This is a genomic window from Kitasatospora sp. NPDC093102, from assembly GCF_040683915.1.
Lineage (GTDB): Bacteria > Actinomycetota > Actinomycetes > Streptomycetales > Streptomycetaceae > Kitasatospora.
Map to the genome: position 1 here is coordinate 377,331 of NZ_JBFBFA010000003.1, position 21,320 is coordinate 398,650.

General features: G+C 72.5%; 14 protein-coding genes. 6 read left to right on the plus strand and 8 right to left on the minus strand.

The genetic code is table 11. The features are described from left to right. Window positions 1-91 precede the first annotated feature (91 nt). Complete coding sequence (locus AB0O11_RS07350) at window positions 92-1,777, plus strand: methylmalonyl-CoA mutase family protein (RefSeq protein ID WP_363382766.1); 1,686 nt, start codon at window positions 92-94, stop codon at window positions 1,775-1,777. A gap of 108 nt (window positions 1,778-1,885) precedes the next feature. On the opposite strand, the gene AB0O11_RS07355 is transcribed toward AB0O11_RS07350, so the two are convergent. Further along, the gene (locus AB0O11_RS07355) at window positions 1,886-2,437 is read right to left on the minus strand and encodes a TetR/AcrR family transcriptional regulator (RefSeq protein WP_363382998.1); all 552 of its coding nucleotides are present in this window, start codon (window positions 2,435-2,437) and stop codon (window positions 1,886-1,888) included. Between the two features lie 521 nt (window positions 2,438-2,958). On the opposite strand from AB0O11_RS07355, the gene AB0O11_RS07360 reads away from it, so the two are divergent. The 4 genes from AB0O11_RS07360 to AB0O11_RS07375 all read left to right on the plus strand — a co-directional run bounded on the left by AB0O11_RS07360 (window position 2,959) and on the right by AB0O11_RS07375 (window position 7,496). Beyond that, window positions 2,959-3,951: a tetratricopeptide repeat protein gene (locus AB0O11_RS07360; protein ID WP_363382769.1), complete on the plus strand. Its 993-nt coding sequence runs from the start codon at window positions 2,959-2,961 to the stop codon at window positions 3,949-3,951. Window positions 3,952-4,687: 736 nt separating this feature from the next. Continuing rightward, window positions 4,688-5,356: a DUF6230 family protein gene (locus tag AB0O11_RS07365; RefSeq protein ID WP_363382773.1), complete on the plus strand. Its 669-nt coding sequence runs from the start codon at window positions 4,688-4,690 to the stop codon at window positions 5,354-5,356. 131 nt (window positions 5,357-5,487) lie between these two features. Beyond that, entirely contained in the window at window positions 5,488-6,111 is a 624-nt protein-coding gene (locus tag AB0O11_RS07370; RefSeq protein ID WP_363382775.1) for a DUF6114 domain-containing protein, read from the plus strand. After that, window positions 6,108-7,496 carry a hypothetical protein gene (locus AB0O11_RS07375; RefSeq protein WP_363382777.1) on the plus strand — a complete coding sequence of 463 codons (1,389 nt, stop codon included), beginning with the start codon at window positions 6,108-6,110 and terminating at the stop codon, window positions 7,494-7,496. Before AB0O11_RS07370 ends, AB0O11_RS07375 begins: the two co-directional genes overlap by 4 nt. 90 nt (window positions 7,497-7,586) lie before the next feature. Here the strand turns inward: AB0O11_RS07375 and pyk are convergent, their stop codons facing one another. The 3 genes from pyk to pta form a co-directional block, all read right to left on the minus strand. Further along, window positions 7,587-9,014 (minus strand): pyruvate kinase, encoded by a 1,428-nt coding sequence (gene pyk / locus AB0O11_RS07380; protein ID WP_224281049.1) that lies wholly within the window; start codon window positions 9,012-9,014, stop codon window positions 7,587-7,589. Between the two features lie 94 nt (window positions 9,015-9,108). Further along, on the minus strand, window positions 9,109-10,332 hold the full coding sequence (locus AB0O11_RS07385) for an acetate kinase (RefSeq protein WP_363382780.1): 1,224 nt from the start codon (window positions 10,330-10,332) through the stop codon (window positions 9,109-9,111). Beyond that, complete coding sequence (gene pta, locus AB0O11_RS07390) at window positions 10,329-12,458, minus strand: phosphate acetyltransferase (RefSeq protein ID WP_363382782.1); 2,130 nt, start codon at window positions 12,456-12,458, stop codon at window positions 10,329-10,331. Before pta ends, AB0O11_RS07385 begins: the two co-directional genes overlap by 4 nt. Before the next feature lie 81 nt (window positions 12,459-12,539). On the opposite strand from pta, the gene AB0O11_RS07395 reads away from it, so the two are divergent. After that, window positions 12,540-12,890 (plus strand): PIN domain-containing protein, encoded by a 351-nt coding sequence (locus AB0O11_RS07395; RefSeq protein WP_363382785.1) that lies wholly within the window; start codon window positions 12,540-12,542, stop codon window positions 12,888-12,890. Window positions 12,891-12,931: 41 nt separating this feature from the next. On the opposite strand, the gene glgB is transcribed toward AB0O11_RS07395, so the two are convergent. From glgB to AB0O11_RS07415, 4 genes are all read right to left on the minus strand, one after another. Beyond that, entirely contained in the window at window positions 12,932-15,343 is a 2,412-nt protein-coding gene (gene glgB, locus AB0O11_RS07400; protein ID WP_363382787.1) for a 1,4-alpha-glucan branching protein GlgB, read from the minus strand. 60 nt (window positions 15,344-15,403) lie between these two features. Continuing rightward, the gene (locus AB0O11_RS07405) at window positions 15,404-16,894 is read right to left on the minus strand and encodes a maltokinase (RefSeq protein WP_363382790.1); all 1,491 of its coding nucleotides are present in this window, start codon (window positions 16,892-16,894) and stop codon (window positions 15,404-15,406) included. A gap of 250 nt (window positions 16,895-17,144) precedes the next feature. Continuing rightward, window positions 17,145-18,869 (minus strand): maltose alpha-D-glucosyltransferase, encoded by a 1,725-nt coding sequence (treS, locus tag AB0O11_RS07410; protein WP_363382793.1) that lies wholly within the window; start codon window positions 18,867-18,869, stop codon window positions 17,145-17,147. Beyond that, entirely contained in the window at window positions 18,866-20,821 is a 1,956-nt protein-coding gene (locus AB0O11_RS07415; RefSeq protein WP_363383001.1) for an alpha-1,4-glucan--maltose-1-phosphate maltosyltransferase, read from the minus strand. Before AB0O11_RS07415 ends, treS begins: the two co-directional genes overlap by 4 nt. Window positions 20,822-21,320 lie beyond the last annotated feature (499 nt).

Here is a 21,320-nt window from a genome sequence, read left to right on the forward strand (position 1 = left end):
AAGTACTAGGACGTCCGAGTAAATTGTTAGGACGTCCTACTAGCTGTGCCGCCCGTCGTCGTGGCGGCCGTACGGAGCGGAGTTCGGGGCCATGGACGCCGAGGAGATCGAGCGCGGACGGCAGCGCTGGCAGCAGCGGTACGACAAGGCCCGCAAGCGCGATGCGGACTTCAGCACCCTCTCCGGTGACGAGGTCGAGCCGGTCTACGGCCCGCCCGCCGGGCAGGCCGTGGAGGGCTTCGAGCGGATCGGCTGGCCGGGCGAGTACCCGTACACCCGCGGTCTGCACCCGACCGGCTACCGGGGCCGCACCTGGACCATCCGCCAGTTCGCCGGCTTCGGCAACGCCCAGCAGACCAACGAGCGCTACCGGATGATCCTGGACGCGGGCGGCGGCGGCCTCTCGGTCGCCTTCGACATGCCCACCCTGATGGGCTACGACTCGGACGACCCGAAGTCGCTCGGCGAGGTCGGCCACTGCGGCGTGGCCATCGACTCGGCCGCCGACATGGAGGTGCTGTTCAAGGGCATCCCGCTCGGCGAGGTCACCACCTCGATGACGATCAGCGGCCCGGCCGTGCCGATCTTCTGCATGTACCTGGTCGCCGCCGAGCGCCAGGGCGTGGACCCGGCGGTGCTCAACGGCACCCTGCAGACGGACATCTTCAAGGAGTACATCGCGCAGAAGGAGTGGCTCTTCGCCCCGGAGCCGCACCTGCGCCTGATCGGCGACCTGATGGCCTACTGCGCCGAGGGCATCCCCGCGTACAAGCCGCTGTCGGTCTCCGGCTACCACATCCGCGAGGCCGGGGCGACGGCCGCGCAGGAGCTGGCGTACACCCTCGCGGACGGCTTCGGCTACGTCGAGCTGGGCCTGTCCCGCGGCCTGGACGTGGACGTCTTCGCGCCCGGCCTGTCCTTCTTCTTCGACGCGCACGTGGACTTCTTCGAGGAGATCGCCAAGTTCCGCGCCGCACGCCGGATCTGGGCCCGCTGGATGCGCGAGCGCTTCGGCGCCAAGACCGACAAGGCGCAGTGGCTGCGCTTCCACACCCAGACCGCCGGCGTCTCGCTGACCGCGCAGCAGCCGTACAACAACGTGGTCCGGACCGCCGTCGAGGCGCTGGCCGCGGTGCTCGGCGGCACCAACTCGCTGCACACCAACGCCCTGGACGAGACCCTGGCGCTGCCCTCCGAGCAGGCCGCCGAGATCGCCCTGCGCACCCAGCAGGTGCTGATGGAGGAGACCGGTGTCGCCAACGTGGCCGACCCGCTGGGCGGTTCCTGGTACGTCGAGGCGCTGACCGACCGGATCGAGCAGCAGGCCGAGGCGATCTTCCAGCGGATCCTGGACAAGGGCCGCGAGGACCACGAGATCGGCCCGATCACCTCCGGCATCCTGCGCGGCATCGAGGAGGGCTGGTTCACCGGGGAGATCGCCGAGGCGGCCTTCCAGTACCAGCAGTCGGTGGAGAAGGGCGACAAGCGCGTGGTCGGCGTCAACTGCCACCCGCGCAGCGTCACCCCGGAGCTGGAGATCCTGCGGGTCAGCCACGAGGTCGAGCGCGAGCAGGTCCGGGTGCTGCGGGAGCGCAAGGCGGCCCGGGACGAGGCGGCCGTCCGGGCCGGGCTGGACGCCATGCTGGCGGCGGCGCGCTCGGGCGAGTCGATGATCCCGCCGATGCTGGACGCGGTGCGTGCGGAGGCGACGCTGGGCGAGATCTGCAACGCGCTGCGCCAGGAGTGGGGGACGTACCAGGAGAACGCGGCGTTCTGACCCGCTGACCCGCTGACCCGCTGACCCGAGCAGGCCGCCCGTACGGGATTTCCGTACGGGCGGCTTCGCCGCGTCCTCGGCCGGGGACCGGGCCCCGGCCGATGGCGGTCAGCCGGCGAAGAGCGGTCCGAGCAGCAGGTCGGTGAAGCGGCGGGTCCACTCGGGGGTGATCGGCTCGCCGCTCACCAGGACGCGGTGCTCGACGGTGCCCGCGATGGTGTCGAAGATGATGTCGACCTCCTCGCGGGCCGACGCGCTGTCGGTGTCCGCCTCCAGCTCGCCGCGCGCCTGGGCGGCCGCCCGGCCCTGGCGGACCAGCCGTTTCTGCGGGTCCACGATGGACTCGCGGATCCGGCGCCGCAGCTGCCGGTCGCGGGTGCCCTCGGCGAACAGCGCGAGCAGCGCGGCCTGGGTCTCCGGGCGGGCCAGCAGGTCGGCGAGCTGGGTCACCACGGCCTCGATGTCGGCCCGCAGGCTGCCGAGGTCGGGCATCACCAGCTCGTCGAAGAGGCTGGCGACGGCGTCCACCACGAGCTCGTTCTTGGACGGCCAGCGGCGGTAGAGGGTGGTCTTGGCGACCCCGGCGCGGCTCGCCACGTGGCCCATGGTCAGTCCGCCCCAGCCGAGTTCGGCCAGCGCCTCGCGGGTGGCGTCGAGGATCGCGAGGTCGGCGGCGGCGCTGCGCGGGCGGCCCTTGGCCCGGGCGGCGCCCGCCGGTTCCGGGGCCGTGCCCGTGAGCTCCGGGGCCGTGCCGGCCGGGTCGGGGCACGCCTGGTCCGTGCGTTCCGGGCTCGCTGGGGGCTGGGCGGCCGGCACCGGGCCTCCTTGCGCTGTACTGGTAAGTAACTTGGGTGGGGCTGGTAACGGTAGCGACTGTTCGCCCGTTCGGGGAGCGGGGCGGTCCGGGAAAGTGGGGCAGGTCACGTCGCCGAACCGCCGGTTGGGCTTGCGGGCGGGGCACCGGCTCCAGTTACGCTACGGCTCGTAGCGAAAGCAGTGACAACCAGGCGCCGCATCCCGTGGGACGGGAGCAGCGCGGGCGCGGGTGGGGATCCGCGCCGAACGGTCCAGGCTACCGGGGGAGGGGCACGGCGCCCGGGAACCCGCGCCGCGCGGCCCGCGCGGGGCGACTTTCCGGAGGTTGGTGCCCGGGAGCAGTGCGGACGGGGGAGGATGGTGCCATGCAGCCACGGAATTCGCGTCTCAACAGCTCCGCCCTGCGCGGCGCGGTCGACCTCGCCGCAGTGAAGGCGGCCGGCGAAGCCGCCCAGAAGGCCGAGCAGGCCCGGGCCGAGCGGGCCCGTCAGGCGGCCGCCGCCGAGTCGGCCGGAGCCGCCCCCGCCCAGTCCGACCACCAGCTCGTCGTCGACGTCACCGAGGACACCTTCGAGACCGAGGTCGTCCAGCGCTCCACCGAGGTGCCGGTCGTCATCGACTTCTGGGCCGAGTGGTGCGGGCCCTGCAAGCAGCTGAGCCCGGTCCTGGAAGGCCTGGTCGAGGAGTACGCCGGCCGCTTCGTGCTCGCCAAGATCGACGTGGACGCCAACCCGCTGCTCTCCCAGCAGTTCGGCATCCAGGGCATCCCGGCCGTGATGGCCGTGGTGGCCGGCCAGCTGGTGCCGCTGTTCCAGGGGGCGGAGAGCGCCGCCAACATCCGCAAGATCCTGGACCAGCTGATCCTGGTCGCCGAGCAGCGCTTCGGCGTGGTCGGCGGGGCGGTCGCCCCGGGCGAGGCCGCGGCCGCCGCCCCGCAGCGCCCCGAGGACCCGGCGCTGTCCGCCGCGCACGACGCGCTGGACGCCGGCGACCTGGGTGGCGCCATCCAGGCGTACAGGAACGTGCTGGCCGAGCAGCCGGGCAACACCGAGGCCAAGCTGGGCCTGGCGCAGGCCGAGCTGCTGAAGCGGGTCGAGGGCCTGGACCTCCAGGCCGTCCGGGCGGCGGCCGCGGCCGACCCGAAGGACGTCGAGGCCCAGCTCAGGGCGGCCGACCTGGACCTGGTCGGCGGTCACGTCGAGGACGCCTTCGGGCGCCTGGTGACCACCGTCGGGCGGACGGCCGGCGAGGACCGGGACACCGCCCGGCTGCGCCTGCTGGAGCTGTTCGAGGTGATCGGCCCGGAGGACCCGCGGGTCGTCGCGGCCCGTACGGCGCTGGCGCGCGTGCTGTTCTGAGCCCGGGCCCGGCCGGGTTCCGGCCCGGCTCCGCGCCGGTTCTCGGGCTCGACGCCTGGCACGGCGGATGACCTGCGGTGTCGCCGGGTGATTTGGCGACAATCCGGTCAACCGGACAGAGGTTTACCAAATCTTGATTTCACCCGTGGGTGGTCACATCGTGTGACCACCCACGGGTGTTTCGCTGGTGTTTCCGGCGGATTTCGCCGTCACGTTTCCTTCAAGGCGTCACGCACGGTGCAGCTCGGGTCGATTCCATGATCAACGTCACCGGATGTTGCATTACCCGTCAGTAAGGCACCTCTTGTGCTTCGCCCGGGATTCAAGCACGATCGGCCACGCCCGGTCCCGGGCTCCACACCCGCCGACCCCGGTCGGCCACGCGGAGCGCGGGATCCCCACCGGGCGATCCGCCGGCTCCGGCCGGCGGGAGGGAGGGCAGGGGGGTATCCGCGGTCCCACGGCGGTTCCTGTCCTTCTACCGGCCGCGCGGCCCTGCGCGGTCGCTGGTTGTCGCTCGGGGGTGATCGCCGATGTCGTCGGTCCTGCCCGCCGCCCCGCAAGGACGGCCGGTGCTTGGACGGGAGGCCCGCTGCACGCAGGCCGTTCCCGCGTCCGACGACGCCCAAGGCGCTCTCCGCTACCGAGGACGTAGCTCTCTCCCATCCCAGGCCCCCACCGGTGCGGGACGCACCGCCGGGGAGCCGGAGATGTACGTCCTAGAAGGAGGACTCGCATGTCCAAGACCTACGGCAAGACCCGCTGGAAGCGCTTCGCACTGGTGATGGTGCCGAGTGTCGCCGCCACCGCGATGGTCGGCGTCTCGATCGCCAACAGCGCGCTCGCCGCTTCGTTCAGCATTTCCGGCCAGCAGTTCAAGGTGAAGGCCTCCCACCTGGAGGGCAAGAACTTCTCGCAGTTCGGCACCGTCGACATCGAGGCCAGCGGCGCGCCGCACCCGGTCGCCGTCTCGGCGTTCGACTCGGCCGACATCACCAACATGTGCCAGTCCGTGGTGACCGACCTGACCGGGTTCGGCCTGGGCAAGATCACCCTCCAGCTGAACGCCGGTGGCAACGGCACGCCGGTGCACGCCGAGAACCTGCTGATCGACATGGAGGCACTGAAGGCCGACGCGACCTTCGAGCAGATCAACATCGGCCAGGACGCCTCCACCCTTCCCGGCACGGCGACCCAGGGCTGGGCGCCCCACCCGGGTGTCTCCGCCGCGGGCGGTGGCAAGGGCCTGCCGACCGGTCCCACCGGCTTCGCCCAGGCCGCCAAGAAGGCCTCGCTGGACAACGTCGAGCAGACGGCCCGTGCCACCTCGGCCGGAAAGTTCGTGCTCAACGGTCTGAACCTGTCGCTCAAGAGCGGCGACGGCCCGGGCAAGGAGTGCTACTGATCCCTGCCTGACGGCGTGCCGACAGGCACGCCCGGCAGACGGGTCTTTCGCGGGCCGGGGGCGGCGGGTTCCGCCGTTCCCGGCCTCACGCCAGTCGTTTTCCCCTCGTAGCGATGCCGAGGAGCTGCACCATGTCCAGCGCAACGGTCGAAACCCGGACCGGCCGCCAGAACCCGATCGGGTCGTTCTGGCGGGGCTTCCGCACGTTCCGTCGCACCAGGCCCTTCTGGGGCGGCCTGCTGGCCATGATCGCCGGCGTCCCGATCCTCTACTTCCCGTACGCGCACCTGGCGCTCGGCAGCGTGACCATCGCGATGTCGACCACGGCGGGTGCCGGCTCGCTGCTCATCGGCGTCCTGCTGATCGCCCTCGGCATAGCCGGGTGGTTCCAGCAGGCCGTCAGGGTCTTCGCCGGCATCGCGACCATCCTGCTGACGCTGGTCTCGATCCCGATGTCCAACCTGGCCGGTTTCGGCCTGGCCCTGCTGCCCGGCCTGATCGGCGGAGGGCTGCTGGTCTCCTGGGCGCCGCTGCCGGAGCCGCAGGCCGCGCCGGCGGCCAAGGGCGGGCGCCGACGCCGGGCCGACGCCGGCAAGGACGCCGGGGACGCCGTGGCGCAGAGTGTCGCCGCCGAGAGTGCCACCGAGGTCACCGCCGAACTGCCCGCCCAGGGCGCGCCGCAGGCCGCCGGACCCGTCGCCGAAGCCGCCGTCCCGAAGCAGGCCGGCGCCATGGACCAGGAGGAGGCGCGGTGACCGGGCCGGCCGAGCAAGCCGACGGTACGACCGTTCCCGCGCAGCGCTCCGGCCGGCACGCGGCCCCGCGCACGCCCGTACGGGTCCGGCTGAGAGGCCGGGCGCTGGCGATGGCGGCGGTGCCGACCGCGCTGCTGATGGCCGCCGCCTACACGCCCAACCCGGCGGTCGCCGAGTCCGCGGCGGGCAAGCCCTGCGGCAACGCGCCGGCCGTCGTGCCGGACGTCGCGCCGATCGAGACGCCGGTGCCCAAGAGCGAGCTGCCCGAGCCGCCGTCGGGCCCGTCCGGCGCACCGAGCTCGGCCCCGACCACGGCGCCCTCGGCCGGCCCGTCGACCGACCCGGGTTCGGTGCCGACCCAGGTGCCCACCGCGCCCGCCCAGCAGCCCACCTCGCCGGTCAAGCCGTCGGCCGCCGGGACGACCTCCCAGCCCGCCGCCCAGCAGCCCGCCGGCAGCGGTGCCGGTACGGCAGCCCCGGGCGGGCTGGTCGACGACCTCGTCGGCGGCATCAGCCGGCTGTTCAACCCGGACGGCTCGCCGAGCCCGAGCCCGACCGGCGCCCCGACGACCACCCCCTCGGCACCCGGCAGCCCGGCCGCCCCCGCCCCGCACACGGACGCTCCGGCGCAGCCCGCCCAGCCGCAGGCCCCGGCCGCCGCCGCCCGGGAGGCCGCGCCGCCCGCGACCCAGCCCGCCACCGGCGAACCCTCGCCCACCACCACACCGGACGGCAAGGCGAGCGCGAAGCCGACCCCCTCGGCGAAGTCCTCCGCGGACGCCTCGGCGACGCCCACCGCGGGCGCCTCCGGCACCCCGTCCGCGACGCCCACCGAGAACCCCAACTGCGATGTGGACGCCCGGGGCCTGACCGCCGGCGCGCCCGCCCCCGGGCACGTCGTCCCGGAGCAGAACTGGACCCTGAAGACCAGCCGGCTCGCCCTGCACGGCGCGGCCTTCCACGGCGTCTACGACGTGAAGACCCCGACCGGCAGCAAGCGCGTCCTGAAGTTCGTGGTCGACAGCGTGGACATCGACAACCTCGACATGTCCACCCTGGAGGGCAACGGCGTGACCTTCCACGTCCAGGGCGCCCCGGGTTCCACCTCGACCATGCGCCAGGGCCCGGTCACCATGTACGTGGAGCGGCTGTCGGGCCACCTCTCCAAGGTGCTCGGCCTGCCGATCCTGATCGACCTGGGCGAGATCACCCTCACCCCGGACACCCTGCCGCGCTGGCTGTACGACCTGATCGGCGCCATCCCGATCCCGCTGGACCTGGAGCTGACCGGCGTCACCGCCAAGCAGGCCGGTCAGTTCGGCGGCACCCTGCGCATCCCCGGGATGCACATGTTCAACGACAACGCCCCCTACAGCGACACATAGGAGCGGCGACGAGCAGCCCGCGCCGTCACGCCCGTGGGGCGGCCCTCCCGGAGGAGGACCGCCCCACGGGCGTTCGGACGTGACGGGTGCTCACTCGCCAGGGGTGCCCAGGTGGTGCACCTGCACCATGTTGGTGGTGCCGGGGACGCCGACCGGGACACCGGCGGTGACGATGACGGTGTCGCCCTCGCCGAGCCGGCCCAGCTTCAGCAGCTCCCGGTCGACCTGCGCGACCATCGCGTCCGTGGTGGCCACCTGCTCGGTCACGTACGCCTCGACGCCCCAGCTCAGCGAGAGCTGGTTGCGGGTGGCGGTGTCCGGGGTGAAGGCGATCACCGGGATCGGCGAGCGGTAGCGGGACAGCCGGCGGGCGGTGTCACCCGACTTGGTGAAGGCGACCAGTGCCTTGCCGTCCAGGAAGTCGCCCAGCTCGCACGCGGCGCGGGCGACCGAGCCGCCCTGGGTGCGCGGCTTGCGGCCCGGGTTGAGCGGCTGCAGGCCCTGGGAGACCAGCTCCTCCTCGGCCTTCTCGCAGATCCGGCTCATGGTGCGGACGGTCTCGACCGGATACTTGCCGACGCTGGACTCGGCGGACAGCATGACCGCGTCGGCGCCGTCCAGGATGGCGTTGGCGACGTCGGAGACCTCGGCGCGGGTCGGGCGCGAGGCGTGGATCATCGACTCCATCATCTGGGTGGCGACGATGACCGGCTTGGCGTTGCGGCGGGCCAGCGTGATCAGCTGCTTCTGGACCAGCGGCACCCGCTCCAGGGGGTACTCCACGGCGAGGTCGCCGCGGGCGACCATGATGGCGTCGAAGGCGAGGACGATCTCCTCCATGGCCTCGACGGCCTGCGGCTTCTCGATCTTGGCGATGACCGGCACCCGGATGCCGACCTCGTCCATGACCTCGTGGACGTCCTTGATGTCGTCCGCGTTGCGGACGAAGGACAGGGCGATCATGTCGACGCCCAGGCGCAGCGCGAAGCGCAGGTCGTCCTTGTCCTTCTCGGACAGGGCGGGCACGTTCACGGCCGCGCCGGGCAGGTTGATGCCCTTGTTGTTCGAGAGCACGCCGCCCTCGACCACCACGGTCCTCACCCGCGGGCCGTCGACGCTGACGACCTCCAGGGCGATGACGCCGTCGTTGATCAGGATCGGGTCGCCGGGCTTCACGTCGCCGGGCAGGCCCTTGTAGGTGGTGCCGCAGATGTGCTGGTCACCGGGGACGTCCTCGGTGGTGATGGTGAACTCGTCGCCGTTGTCGACGGTCACCGGGCCGTTGGCGAAGGTCGCCAGACGGATCTTGGGACCCTGGAGGTCGGCCAGGACGCCGATGGCCTTGCCGGTGTCCTCCGAGACCTGGCGGACCTTGCGGTACCGCTCCTCGTGGTCCGCGTGGTTGCCGTGGCTCATGTTCAGTCGGGCGACGTTCATGCCCGCCTCGACGATGGCCTTCAGCTGTTCGTAGGAGTCCGTCGCCGGACCCAGGGTGCAGACAATTTTCGCTCGGCGCATATGGATCAGTCTATCCGTTCGTGTTATAGGTGCATTCGGTATGCACCGGGAGGAATCGCCGACGAATGCTTCCGAGGAGTGAGACGGTTCTGTGTCAGTCCTCGGACTCCCGGCGTTCCCGGTGCACCAGTGCGAAGGCCTGTCGGGCGATCTCCAGCTCCTCGTCGGTGGGCACCACGGCGACCGCCACCCGGGCGTACCCGGGGGAGATGATCCGGGCCTTGCCGGACCGCACCGAGTTCAGCTCCGGGTCGACGGCGATGCCCAGTTCCTCCAGTCCCGCGAGGGCCGCCGCGCGCACCGGCGCCGCGTTCTCCCCGACGCCCGCGGTGAACGCGATCGCGTCCACCCGGCCCAGTACCGCGTAGTAGCCGCCGATGTACTTGCGCAGCCGGTGGACGTACGAGTCGAACGCCAGCTTCGCGTCCGCGTCCCCCTCGTCGGCCCGGCGCATGATCTCGCGCATGTCGTTCTCGCCGCACAGCCCGCGCAGGCCGCTGCGGCGGTTGAGCAGGTCGTCGATCTCGTCCACGGACAGCCCGCCGACCCGGTGCAGGTGGAACACCACGCCGGCGTCGATGTCGCCCGAACGGGTGCCCATGACCAGGCCCTCCAGCGGGGTCAGGCCCATCGAGGTGTCCATGCAGCGGCCGCCGGCGACCGCCGAGGCGGAGGCGCCGTTGCCCAGGTGCAGCACGATCACGTTGACCTCGGCCGGGTCCTTGCCGAGCAGCCGGGCGGTGGCCCGCGAGACGTACTGGTGCGAGGTGCCGTGGAAGCCGTAGCGGCGCACCCGGTGCTCGTCGGCGACGGCCCTGTCGATGGCGTACCGGGCCGAGTACTCGGGCATCGAGGCGTGGAAGGCGGTGTCGAAGACGGCCACCTGGGGGAGGTCGGGGCGCAGCGCGCGGGCCACCTCGATGCCGGTGATGTTCGCCGGGTTGTGCAGCGGGGCGACCGGGATCAGCCGGCGGATCTCCTTGAGCACGTCGTCGGTGATCACCGTGGGCTCGGTGAAGCGCAGGCCGCCGTGCACCACCCGGTGGCCGATCGCGGCCAGCTCGGGGGAGTCCAGCCCGAGGCCGTCGGCGGACAGCTCCTCGGCGACGGCCTTGAGCGCGGCGGCGTGGTCCGGGAAGACCTGGACGGTCTCGCGCGGCTCGCCGGTGCGCGGGGTGTGCACCAGCCGCCCGCCGGCCTCGCCGATCCGCTCGGCCAGCCCGGAGGCCAGCCTGGCCCCGTCCAGCATGTCGACCAGCCGGTACTTCACCGACGAGGAGCCGGCGTTCAGGACGAGAACGCGCGTGCCTTCACTCATGCCTGCGGCTCCTTGTGGTCCTGGGACTGGATGGCGGTGATCGCCACGGTGTTGACGATGTCCTGCACCAGCGCCCCCCGGGAGAGGTCGTTGACGGGCTTGCGCAGCCCCTGGAGCACCGGGCCGACCGCGACCGCACCGGCCGAGCGCTGGACCGCCTTGTAGGTGTTGTTGCCGGTGTTGAGGTCCGGGAAGATCAGCACGGTGGCCCGCCCGGCGACCGGGGAGCCCGGCAGCTTGGTGGCCGCGACGTGGGCGTCCACCGCCGCGTCGTACTGGATCGGGCCCTCGACCAGGATGTCCGGCCGCAGCTCGCGGACCAGCTCGGTGGCCTTGCGGACCTTGTCGACGTCCGCGCCGGAGCCGGAGGTGCCGGTCGAGTACGAGAGCATCGCGACCCGCGGCTCCACCCCGAACTGGGCGGCGGTGGCGGCCGACTGGATGGCGATGTCGGCCAGCTGCTGGGCGTCCGGGTCGGGGTTGACCGCGCAGTCGCCGTACACCAGCACCTTGTCGGCCAGGCACATGAAGAAGACCGAGGAGACGATCGAGGCGCCCGGCGAGGTCTTGATCACCTCGAAGGCGGGCCGGATGGTGGCGGCGGTGGAGTGCACCGCGCCGGAGACCATGCCGTCGGCGATGCCCTCCTGGACCATCAGGGTGCCGAAGTACGAGACGTCGGTGACCACGTCCAGGGCCAGCTCGACGGTCATCCCCTTGTGGGCGCGCAGCTTGGCGTACAGCTCGGCGAACTGGCGGCGCAGCGGGCTGGTGGCCGGGTCGACGATCCGCACCTGGGCGCGGTCGGCGGCCGGGTCCGCGTCGGGGAGGGCGATGCTCAGGCTCGCGGCCTTGCGGCGGACGGCGTCCACGTCGCCGAGCAGGGTGAGGTCGCAGATGTTGCGGCGCAGCAGGATCTCGGCGGCGCGCAGCACCCGCTCCTCGGCGCCCTCCGGCAGCACGACGTGCCGGCGGGCGCCCCGGGCGCGCTCCAGCAGCTCGTGCTCGAACATCATCGGGGTGACCCGCTCGGACCGGCCGACCTCGATCCGGTTGGTCAACTCGGCGGTGTCGACGTGCAGTTCGAACAGGCCGAGGGCGATCTCGGCCTTCCGGGGGCTGGCCGCGGTGAGCTTGCCCTCCAGGTGGGTCAGATGGGCGGCGGTCGGCCAGCTGCCCTCGGGGACGACCGCGACCGGGGTGCCGGGGGCGAGGCGGGCGGCCAGCGCCATCACGTTGGGGCCGGGGTGCTGGCCGAGCGTCAGCAGCACGCCGGCGATCGGCGGGGCGCCGGCGGCGTGCGCGGCCAGCGAGCCGATCACCAGGTCGGCCCGGTCCCCGGGGGTGACCACCAGGGCGCCCTCGGTCAGCGCGTCCAGGAAGGTGGGCAGCATGGCGCCACCGAAGACGTAGCCGCGCACGTCCCGGGCGAGGCCGGCGGCGTCCCCGATCAGCACCTCGGCGCCGGTCGCCTCGACCAGCTGCGCGACGGTGGGTGCGGCCAGCGCCGGCTCCTCCGGGATGACGTAGGCGGGGATCGGCAGCTTCTCGGTGAGGGCGCGCCGGATCCGCTGCTCGGCGCCCGGGGTGACCCGGTTGGCGACCATCGCCAGGGTCTCGCAGCCGAGGTCGGTGTACGCCCGGTGGGCGCCCAGCACCTCGGCGATCACCGTGTCGGCGTCCGCGCCGTGCCCGCCGACCACCGGCAGCACGGCGGCGCCGAACTCGTTGGCCAGGCGGGCGTTGAAGGCCAGCTCGTCCGGGATGCTGGTGTCGGCGAAGTCGGTGCCGAGCACCAGCACCGCCTGGCAGCGCCGCTCCAGCGCGTGGAAGCGGTCGACCAGGGCGGAGACCAGCTCGTCCTGCCCCTGGGCGGCCTGGAGCGCGGCGGCCTCCTCGTAGGTGAGGCCGTACAGCTCGGTGCCCGGCAGGTCGATCCGGTAGCGGCCGCGCAGCAGCTCGACCACGTGGTCCGAGCCCGGCTGCCCGGGCGCGGAGGCGTGCACCAGCGGGCGGAACACCCCCACCCGGTCCACCTGGCGGGTGAGCAGTTCCATGACCCCGAGTTCGACCGCCTGCCGGCCGTCTCCCCGGTCGATCCCGGTCACGTACACGCTGCGCGCCACGCGGATGTCTCCGTCCCGTCGTCTCGGAAGGTGGTCATATCGACCATACCTTCGCACCCCGAACGGTCGTCGGCGAGCAGAGTGGCCGTCCTGAGGCCAGGGGACAAGGTCCTGGACTCGGGATTTGAACTGATCGCCGGCGAGCCGGCCCGGCTGGAGATCACCCGCACGCTGCTCCGCGCGGGGCTGTCGCACCAGCTCGTCCCCTACCACGCCGACCAGGCGCTTCGGGGCGTCTACCAGGTCGACCTCAGCAGCGCGGTGCTCGCCCGGGCGCTCTCCTGCCGCACACCGCGGCTGGGATCGCTGGATGCGCTCCGCCTGGCCGGTGCGGAGCCGTTCCGCGCTGAGCTCACCGACTTCGTCACCTACGACCGCGAGCTCGCCAGGGCGGCCGAGGAGCTCGGATTCCCGGTCACGGCTCCCGAGTGACCGCCCGCCCGTGGTGGCGGGCGGGCGGACGGGGGCGGGCGTCAGGCCGGGCGGAGCCAGACGGTGGCGAGAGGGGGGAGGACCAGTTCGGCGGAGCGGGGCTGGCCGTCCCACTCCACCGGCTCGGCCTTGACCGGGCGGGAGTTGCCGATGCCGCTGCCGCCGTACTCCGCGGCGTCGGTGTTCAGCACCTCCTCCCACAGCTGCTCGCGACCGGCCAGCCGCGGCAGGCCGACCCGGTGGCCGTGCCGGACGACCGGCGAGAAGTTGCAGACCGCGACCAGCGGCGAGCCGTCGGCCGCGTACCGGACGAAGGAGAGCAGGTTGTCCTCGGCGGCGCCGCCGTCGAGCCAGCGGAAGCCCTCCGGGACGGTGTCCAGCTCCCACAGGGCCGGGGTGTCGAGGTAGCGCCGGTTGAGGTCGCGGACCAGCCGGCGCACTCCGAGGTGTTCCCGGTGGGCCGGCCACTGCTCGTCGAGCACCCACCACTGCGGCCCCTGCTCGTGGTGCCACTCCGCGCCCTGGGCGAACTCCTGCCCCATGAACAGCAGCTGCTTGCCCGGGTGGGACCACATGAAGCCGAGGTAGGCGCGGTGGTTGGCGCGCTGCTGCCACCAGTCGCCGGGCATCTTGGAGACCAGCGACTGCTTGCCGTGCACCACCTCGTCGTGCGAGATCGGCAGGACGTAGTTCTCGGAGTAGGCGTACACCATCGAGAAGGTGATCTCGTTGTGGTGGTACTTGCGGTGCACCGGCTCCTTGGACATGTAGACCAGCGAGTCGTGCATCCAGCCCATGTTCCACTTGAGTCCGAAGCCGAGACCGCCTGCGTGGGTGGGGCGGGTGACCCCGTCCCAGGCGGTGGACTCCTCGGCGACGGTCACCACGCCCGGGCAGCGCCGGTAGACGGTGGCGTTCATCTCCTGGAGGAAGGAGGCCGCGTCCAGGTTCTCCCGGCCGCCGAACCGGTTGGGCGTCCAGTCGCCGTCCTCGCGGGAGTAGTCGAGGTAGAGCATCGAGGCGACGGCGTCCACCCGCAGGCCGTCGACGTGGAACTCCTCGCACCAGTACACCGCGTTGGCGACCAGGAAGTTGCGCACTTCCTTGCGGCCGTAGTCGAACTCCAGCGTCCCCCAGTCCGGGTGCTCGGCGCGCAGCGGGTCGGCCGGCTCGTACAGCGGCTCGCCGTCGAAGCGGGCGAGCGCGAAGTCGTCCTTGGGGAAGTGCGCGGGCACCCAGTCGACGATCACGCCGATGCCGTGCCGGTGCAGGGCGTCCACCAGGTACCGGAAGTCGTCGGGGCCGCCGAGCCGGGCGGTGGGAGCGTAGTAGCCGGACACCTGGTAGCCCCAGGAGCCGCCGAAGGGGTGCTCCATCACCGGCATGAACTCCACGTGGGTGAAGTTCAACTCCTTGATGTAGCGAGGCAGTTCCTCGGCGATGGCGCGGTAGGTGGTGAGCTCGGGGCGCCAGGACGGCAGGTGCAGCTCGTACACCGACATCGGCGCCCGGTGGTGCGCGGCGCGGGCCCGGCGGGCCATCCACTCGCCGTCCTGCCACGCGTAGTCGGAGGAGGTGACCACCGAGGCGGTGCCGGGCGGGCACTGGGCGGCCCGGGCCAGTGGGTCGGCCTTGTCCAGCACCCAGCCCTGCCGGGTGTGCACCTCGTACTTGTAGGTGGCGCCCTCGGCCAGGCCGGGGACGAACAGCTCCCAGATCCCGGAGGAGCCGAGCGAGCGCATCGGGTGCCCGGTGCCGTTCCAGTGGTTGAAGTCGCCGATCAGCCGCACCCCGACGGCGTTCGGAGCCCAGACCGCGAAGGCGGTGCCGGCAATGCCGCCGACGGTGCGCACGTGCGAGCCGAGCGCCCGCCACAGCTGCTCGTGCCGGCCCTCGGAGATCAGGTGCAGGTCGAGCTCACCGAGGGTGGGCGGGGTGCGGTAGCCGTCCTGCTGGCGCAGCGGTTCGCCGCCGGGGTAGGTCACCAGCAGGGTGTACTCCGGCGGTTCGCCGCCGGCCACCAGGCCGGTGAACAACCCGCCCTGCTGGTGGGTGAGTTCGGCCGGGCCCTGGGCGGTCTCGACGACCACGCGCTCGGCGAACGGGCGCAGCACCCGGATCGCGGTGCCGCCGTGCACCGGGTGCGCGCCGAGCAGTGCGTGCGGGTCGTGGTGCTGCCCGCCGACCAGCCGGTCGACCTCGGAGGGCGGCAGCGGCGCCTCGGGCAGCCGCAGCGCCCCGGTGGGGGCCGGACGCTCGGCTCCCCGGGGGTCCCCGGCTGTGGGCGGGGTGGCTGCCGGGGGCTCCGGGCCGGTGCCGGCGCCCCCCTCCTCCTCGGTCGCCCGGCGCGCCTCGGGCTCGTGGCCGGCGCGTCCTTCGGCTGGGAGCGGTCCGGCCAGGAAGGTGGCCGGTACGGGGCGGGTGGGGCGGCCGGCCGGGTCGATCGGCGTCACGGCGGGGTCCTCCTGCGACGGGGGTGGGCGAACTCCTGCGGGCGGGACAGGAAGCGGGGGTCAGACGGACAGGGCCAGCCGGTTGATCGCGGCCAGCGGGATCGGAAGCCAGCTCGGCCGGTGCCGGGCCTCGTACACCACCTCGTACACCGCCTTGTCGATCTCCAGAGCCCGCATCAGCTCCGGCGAGGCGGCCGGGTCGGCGCCGCCGCCGGCGGTGTAGCCGGCGCAGTAGGCGGTGCGGTTGCGCTGGGCCCAGGCGGCGGCCAGGTGGGCCAGTTCCGGGTCGACCGGGCCGCCGGCCAGCAGGTGGGCGGCCGCGTAGTCGAAGGAGCGCAGCATCGCGGCGACGTCGCGCAGGGCCGGCTGCGGCTCGCGGCGCTCGTTGACCGACTTGGCCGGCTCGCCCTCGAAGTCCAGCAGCACCCAGCCGTGCGGGGTGCGCATCGCCTGTCCGAGGTGCAGGTCGCCGTGGATGCGCTGGACCGGCAGGCCGTCCGGGTGGGCGTCGGCGAGCTGCTGGAAGGCGGCGCGCAGCGCGGCCCGGAAGCGCAGCAGCCCGGGGACGGCGGCGACGGCGCTGTCCAGCCGGTCGGCCATCGCGCCGGCCAGCCGTCCGGTCTGGGTGCGGTCGAGCCGGGCGACCGGCATCGAGCGGGCCAGTACCCGGTGCACCTCGGCGGTGGCCCGGCCGAGCCGGTGCGCCTCGATGGCGAAGTTGCCGGGGGAACGGTCGCCCTTGAGCCGGCCGACCTGGTCGAGAGCGAGCTCCCAGCCGTCCTCGGCGTCCGGCAGGTAGCGCTGCAGCAGTCCGAGGGTGGCGGGCTCGGCGCGTTCCATCCGGCTCTCGAACCAGGCGGCGACCCGGGGGATGCGGGTGGAGCCGGCCCGGGAGAGCGCGAGCGAGAGTTCGAGGTCGGGGTTGGTGCCGGGGTGGATGCGGCGGAACAGCTTGAGGATGTACGAGGTGCCGTAGATGACCGAGCTGTTGGACTGCTCGGCGGTGGAGGCGCGGCCGCGGAGGTTGGTGGGCAGCCCGGAGCCGGGGGTGCGGCGGAAGGACAGCGCGCCGAAGCGGTCGCCGGTGGCCAGGTGTTCCAGCAGCCGCCCGGTGAGCTCCGGGTCGTGCACCGCGTCGTAGAGCATCGCGCCGTCGTACGGGCCCTGGGTGAGCCGGCCGAGCACGGCGCCGGGCCCGATGTCCCCGAGCCCGCCGGAGCGGATGCCGAGCAGCAGCTGGTAGATGTCGCCGTGCGGGGCGCCGGCCGTGGTGGCGTGCTCGACCCGCAGCAGCAGGTGCAGCAGGGCCGGGTCGCCGACCTGCAACGGGGTGCCGACCACCGGGGTGAGGCCGGTGATGGGCCGCCCCTTGCCGGCGTACCAGCGCTGGGTGGGCAGCCATGCGGCGATCAGTGGCAGGGCCGCCTGGACGAGTTCGCTGACACCCAGGGCGGTTCTCCGGACCCCGGCGCCCCGGGTGCCCGGCGCAGCGGCGGGACCGGCGGGGGCGTCGTCCTGGAGGTGGGCTTGAGAACGGGAGGTTTCGGACATGGCTCCCTTTCCCCGGAAGCACGCGGACTGCCCGACGGGTCGTGGCCGGGTCCGTCAGTCTTCCGGATTGCGGCGGCGCGGCGGTCGCGGCACGCGAGCACGGCTCGGGTGTCACGCCTTCGTGTGGGTGGCCGTTGGGCTGTTCTCCGTACGCGGTGGTGCAGAGAACTCCGGGGGCGCGGGGGTCAACTCGCGCCCCCGGAGGGTCTGGTGGTGCTGTTCACGCTGGTGTGCGGCGTGCGGCGGATCGTTACTTCGACCGCCTGGTCCCGCTCAGGCGCGGGGGCTGCCGGAGCTGGAACCAGTAGAAGCCGTGCCCGGCCAGGGTGAGCAGGTAGGGCCACTCACCGATCGACGGGAAGCGCACTCCGCCGATCAGCTCGACCGGGTACCGCCCGCCGTACTGCCGCAGGTCCAGCTCGGTCGGCTGCGCGAACCGCGAGAAGTTGTTCACGCACATGACCAGGTCCCCCTCGTACTCGCGCACGAAGGCCAGCACGGCGGGGTTGCTGGAGGGCAGTTCGGCGTAGCTGCCGAGGCCGAACGCGGGATTGAGCTTGCGGATCTCGATCATGCGACGCGTCCAGTGCAGCAGGGAGCTCGAACTGCTCTGCTGTGCCTCGACGTTGGTCACCTGGTAGCCGTACACCGGGTCCATGATGGGCGGCAGACTGAGCCTGCCCGGGTCGGCGGAGGAGAAACCCGCGTTGCGGTCCGGGGTCCACTGCATCGGGGTGCGCACGCCGTCCCGGTCGCCGAGCCAGATGTTGTCGCCCATGCCGATCTCGTCCCCGTAGTAGAGCACCGGCGAGCCCGGCAGGGAGAGCAGCAGGGCGGTGAACAGCTCGATCTGGTTGCGGTCGTTCTCCAGCAGCGGGGCGAGCCGGCGGCGGATGCCCACGTTGGCGCGCATCCGCGGGTCCTTGGCGTACTCCGCGTACATGTAGTCGCGCTCCTCGTCGGTGACCATCTCCAGGGTCAACTCGTCGTGGTTGCGCAGGAAGATGCCCCACTGGCAGCCGCCGGGGATCTGCGGGGTCTTGGCGAGGACCTCCGACACCGGGTAGCGGGACTCCCGGCGCACCGCCATGAAGATCCGCGGCATCACCGGGAAGTGGAACGCCATGTGGCACTCGTCGCCGCCCGAGGCGAAGTCGCCGAAGTAGTCGACGACGTCCTCCGGCCACTGGTTGGCCTCGGCGAGCAGCACGGTGTCCGGGTAGTTGGCGTCGATCTCCTTGCGGACCCGCTGGAGGAACTCGTGGGTCTCCGGCAGGTTCTCGCAGTTGGTGCCCTCCCGGGCGAACAGGTACGGCACCGCGTCCAGCCGGAAGCCGTCGATGCCGAGGTCGAGCCAGAACCGCAGCCCGGCGATCATCTCGTCCTGGACCCGGGGGTTGTCGTAGTTGAGGTCCGGCTGGTGGGAGAAGAAGCGGTGCCAGTAGTACTGCTTGCGGACCGGGTCGTAGGTCCAGTTGGAGGTCTCGGTGTCGATGAAGATGATCCGGGCGTCCGGGTACTGCTTGTCGTCGTCGGCCCACATGTAGAAGTCGCCGTACGGCCCGTCCGGGTCCGTCCGGGAGGCCTGGAACCACGGGTGCTGGTCGCTGGTGTGGTTCATGACGAAGTCGATGACGATGCGCATGCCGCGGGCGTGCGCGGCGTCGACGAACTCCATGAAGTCGGCGAGGTCGCCGAACTCCGGCAGCACCGAGGTGTAGTCGGACACGTCGTACCCGCCGTCGCGCAGCGGCGAGGCGAAGAACGGGGGGAGCCAGAGGCAGTCGATCCCGAGCCACTGGAGGTAGTCGAGCTTGGCCGTGAGCCCCTTGAGGTCCCCGACCCCGTCGCCGTTGCTGTCCTGGAAGGACCGCACCAGCACCTCGTAGAAGACCGCACGCTTGAACCACTCGGGGTCGAGCTTCTTCTTCGAGGTCTCGGGGAAGGTGTCGGGGACGGGCTCGTTCACTGTCACGCTGGGTTCCTCCGAACCGTGAGGAGGTGAGCCGGCTCGGCTGAGGGATCGAGCCGGACGTAGTTGTGCCGGCCCCAGGTGTAGACGGCGCCGGTGAGCTCGTCGTGCACCGCGTACGGGCCGTCGCCGTCCAGCGTGACGGTGGCCTCCTGGACGTGGTGCGGGTCGAGGTTCACCACGGTGATGACCTGGTCGGTGAGCCCCTCGGGGGTGGTCGCGGTCTTGGAGTAGGCGAGCACCTGGTCGTTGTCGGTGGGGTGGAAGCGCAGGTCGCGCAGCTGCTGGAGGGCGGGGTGGCGGCGGCGCAGCCGGTTCAGCACGGTCAGCAGCGGGGCCAGGGTGTCGGTGCGGCTCCAGTCGCGCGGGCGCAGTTCGTACTTCTCCGAGTGCAGGTACTCCTCGGAGCCCGGGTGGGCCGGCTCGTTCTCGTACAGCTCGTAGCCGGCGTAGATGCCGTAGCTGGGGGAGAGGGTGGCGGCGAGCACCGCACGGACCGCGAAGGCGGCCGGGCCGCCGTTCTGGAGGTAGGCGTGCAGGATGTCCGGGGTGTTGGCGAAGAAGTTGGGCCGCATGTAGGCCGCGGCGTCACCGCTGAGTTCGGTGAGGTACTCGGTGAGTTCCGGTTTGGTGGTGCGCCAGGTGAAGTACGTGTACGACTGGTGGAAACCGATCTTCGCCAGGGTGTGCATCATCGTCGGGCGGGTGAAGGCCTCCGCCAGGAACACGACGTCGGGGTCGGTCCGGGCGATGTCGGCGAGCACCTTCTCCCAGAACACCACCGGCTTGGTGTGCGGGTTGTCGACCCGGAAGATCCGGACGCCGTGGGACATCCAGAACCGGAGGATCCGGATGCTTTCCTTGACGATTCCATCCATGTCCTGGTCGAAGTTGATCGGATAGATGTCCTGGTACTTCTTCGGCGGATTCTCGGCGTACGCGATGGTGCCGTCCGCGCGGTGGCTGAACCATTCCGGATGCTTGTTCACCCAGGGGTGGTCGGGGGAGCACTGGAGGGCGAAGTCCAGTGCCACCTCCAGGTGCAGCTCCTGCGCCTCGGCGACGAAGTGGTCGAAGTCCTCGATGGTGCCGAGGTCCGGGTGGAGCGCGTCGTGGCCGCCCTCGGGGGAGCCGATCGCCCAGGGCGAGCCGACGTCGTGCGGACCGGCCGTCAGGGTGTTGTCCGGGCCCTTGCGGAAGGCTCGGCCGATCGGGTGGACCGGCGGCAGGTAGACCACGTCGAAGCCCATCGCGGCGACGGTCGGCAGCCGCTCGGCGGCGGTGCGCAGGGTGCCCGGGCACGGCGGCTCGACGCCGGCCGGGTCCACCACGGCGCCCTCCGAGCGGGGGAAGAACTCGTACCAGGAGCCGAACAGCGCGCGCTCGCGGTCCACCTGGAGCGGCAGCGGCCGGGAGGCGCTGAGCAGTTCGCGCAGCGGGTGGCGGGCCAGCACGTCGAGCACCTCGGGGGCGAGCGCGGCGGCCAGCCGGGACAGCGGCGGCAGGACCTGGTCGCGCAGCGCGTCGGCGGCCGCCAGCACGTCGGCGCGGCCCTCCTTCTTGGGCACCCCGGCCGCGGCCTGTTCCAGCAGCCGGGCGCCCTCCTCCAGGACCAGCGCGGTGTCGACCCCGGCCGGCAGCTTCACCGAGGCGGTCTTGCGCCAGGTGGCGATCGGGTCGCTCCACGCCTCCACCAGGTACGACCAGCGGCCGGGCGCGGTCGGGGTGACGTACGCGCCCCAGCGGTCGGTGCCCTCGGCCAGCTCACGCATCGGCGTCCACGGGCCGCTGCGGCCGCGCGGGTCGCGCAGCACCACGTTGGCGTTGACGGCGTCATGGCCCTCGCGGAAGACGGTCGCGGTGACCGGGAAGGTCTCGCCGACGACGGCCTTGGCCGGGCGGCGGCCGGCGTCGACGAGGGGACTGACGTCCAGGACGGGGATGCGGCCGATCACGGTGTCGCTCTCTGTCGTCTTGCGGGCGGCGGGCTTGGCGGCGGCCTTGCGGGCGGTCTTCCCGGCGGGCTCGGCCGCGGTCCTGCGGGCGGCTGCCGGTTCGGCGGGCGCCTTGGCGGCGGACGTCCGGCGCGGCGCCGGATCGGCCCCGGCGCCGGCCTTCGGGGTGGTGGCCGACGCGGTGGCGGTGGTGCGGCGCGTGGTGGTGCGCCTGCGGGGCGCCGCGGTCCGGTCCTCCTCGGTCCCGGGGTGCCGGGCCGGTGCGGAGGGCGGTGCCGCGGAGGGCTGGGCTTCGGAGGATCCGCCACGGACCGCACCGGAAGCCCTCGGCGCCGGCATCGCCGGATCTGTCCGAGTGTCAGAATCCATCCGTCCGGCGGATTCCGCGACCGCTGCGTCGAGGCTTTCGGCCACCGGTGTGGACTGGTCCCGCGTGTCGCCGTGCATGCCAAACTCCTGCCCGAGATCGGCGGCAGCTCCCCGCGGGCCGGAGTCGGGC